Raw genomic sequence first — 2,296 nt, forward strand, 5'->3', positions numbered from 1 at the left:
GGCGCGCCTCGACACCGAGGTCGTGATCGCGGCGATCCTGGCGTCACCGCACGAACAGTTGCTGGTCACGATCGGCGACGACGGTGTGGTGCAGACCATCCCCTACGAGCGGCGCACGGGCACCGGCGGATGACCACACTGTCAGTTGTCGGACGCCGCGGTCACGGCGTGATCGCGTCGATGGCCGCCTGCTCGACCTGTGCCAGCAGGACGCTGTCCTCGGCGTGTTCGGTCTTGAGCAACACCACGATCCGGTCCACCAGCGCCGTGAGCGCATCGTGATCCCGGCGCAGCGCGGAGAGCTCGGCGTCCAGTTCGACCACCCGAGCGCGCAGCTCGTACAGCTCGGACTCCTGCAGGATGGTCTTGCCCGTCTTCGTCATCGCCGCACCTCGCGTCGGCTGTCGCCAGGTTCGCCGATGCCACGGCGCAGGCGTAGGGGCGAACGGCCCGACCGAGCTGGTCTCCCGGTCACGGTGCCGCCTGGCCGGTCCGGCTTTCGTAGCGGTGACGAGGGGAGATGAACAAGACACGCCCCATCCGTTTGCCGTCGACCCGTGTGACCCGCGTTGCGGGTTCCGGCTGCAGCGACATCGTGCGAGAAGGGACGTCCGTGGACCACAGCCTCGAGGTGGCCGACCAGGCGCTGGGCCTGCACACCGATCTGTACGAGTTGCGGATGGCGCAGACCTGCCTGCGCCACGGCATGACCGCTCCGGCGACGTTCAGCCTGCACATCCGTGCCGACGAGCGGCGACCGTGGTTCGTGGCCGGCGGGATGCCGCATGTGCTCGACGTGCTCCGACGGTTCTCCTACGGCGATGCCGAGCTCGACTACCTCCGCGGCCAGGGCTTCCCCGGGTGGTTCCTGGACTGGCTTCACGAGCTGCACCCGGTCGGTGAGGTGTGGTCGGTCGCGGAGGGAACGGTCGTCCTCGCTGAGGAACCACTGATCGAGGTCACCGCTCCGCTGCCGCTCGGGATGCTGTGGGAGACCGCGTTGCTGAACGTGGTGCAGCGCAGCACGGTGCTGGCCACGAAGGCAGCCCGGTGCGTCATCGTCGCCGACGGGCGCACGCTCGTCGACTTCGGGTTCCGCCGTGCCCAGGGCTTGGAGACCGGCATCGAGGCCGCCCGAGCGGCCTACATCGGCGGCATCGACGCAACCTCCAACGTCGAGGCCGGCCGCCGCTTCGGTATCCCGATCTCGGGCACGATGGCGCACTCGCTGATTCAGGCGTACGAAGACGAACCCGCGGCATTCGCCGCGTTCGCCGACGACCACCCCGACCAGGCCATCATGCTCGTCGACACCTACGACACGATCGGGGGCGTGCAGGCGGCGATCGAGATAGGTCAGGGCCTGCGTGCGCGCGGCAGCGATCTCATCGGGGTCCGCCTCGACTCGGGCGACCTGGCGGAGTACGCCACGCGCAGTCGCGCGCTGCTCGACGATGCCGGGTTCACCGCCACGCGGATCATCGCGTCGGGCGGTGTCGACGAGTTCGAGATCGCCGAGCTGATCGCCGCGGGGGCGCCGATCGACGGGTTCGGCGTCGGCACCGCGCTGACGGTGTCCACGGACCGACCGGCGCTCGACATCGCCTACAAGCTGGTGTGCTACGACGGGGCTCCGCGGGCGAAGTACAGCGAGGGCAAGGTGCTGCTGCCCGGAGCGAAGCAGGTCTATCGCGACGGGGCACCGGACAGCGACGTGCTCGCCACCCGCGATGAACCGCCGCTGCACGGCGAGCCGCTGCTGGCACCGATCTGGCGGGACGGCGACGCCCTGCACGACTTCGACCTGCGGGAGGCGCGGGACCGTGCTGCCGACCAGCTCGACGCCCTACCCGACCACTGGCGCCGCCTCGACCGCCCGCTGGAGCCGCCACGGCCACGGCGAAGTGACGTCCTCGAGGCGCTCGCCCGCGGAGTTCGCGACCGGGAGACCGCACACCGTCGGTGAATGCCTCGAGCAGTGTGCGCGCCGTCATCGCCGTGCCTTCGCAGGATGTCGGGCTCGAACCTGGGCACCGGTTCCAGGACGTCACCGATGGGACGAGGCAACCGGGTCGCCATACGAAGGTCCCACGTCGCCTAGGAACAACGCCCTCGACCGCATCTGCGACATGTCCGACACTGGAGGCGATGCAGCAGCAACCCGAGAGCGGGACGGCGATGAAGGACCTGCGCGCGACTGTCGGTGACCGACTGGTGATCAAGCGGCACCGCGTCGGCGAGCCCGATCGGGACGCCGAGATACTCGAAGTCAGAGGCCGCGACGGCCAGCCGCCGT

Annotated in this window: 2 protein-coding genes; one reads left to right on the top strand and one right to left on the bottom strand. The window is 69.7% G+C overall.

Going from position 1 to position 2,296, the window contains the following annotated elements; all coding sequences use genetic code 11:
- Positions 1-161: 161 nt before the first annotated feature.
- Positions 162-383 carry a hypothetical protein gene (locus tag VK923_10825; protein ID HSJ45161.1) on the bottom strand — a complete coding sequence of 74 codons (222 nt, stop codon included), beginning with the start codon at positions 381-383 and terminating at the stop codon, positions 162-164.
- 137 nt (positions 384-520) lie between these two features.
- Between VK923_10825 and VK923_10830 the strand changes: the two genes are divergently transcribed.
- The gene (locus VK923_10830; protein HSJ45162.1) at positions 521-1,966 is read left to right on the top strand and encodes a nicotinate phosphoribosyltransferase; all 1,446 of its coding nucleotides are present in this window, start codon (positions 521-523) and stop codon (positions 1,964-1,966) included.
- Positions 1,967-2,296 lie beyond the last annotated feature (330 nt).

Source organism: Euzebyales bacterium (assembly GCA_035461305.1).
Classification (GTDB): Bacteria; Actinomycetota; Nitriliruptoria; order Euzebyales; family JAHELV01; genus JAHELV01.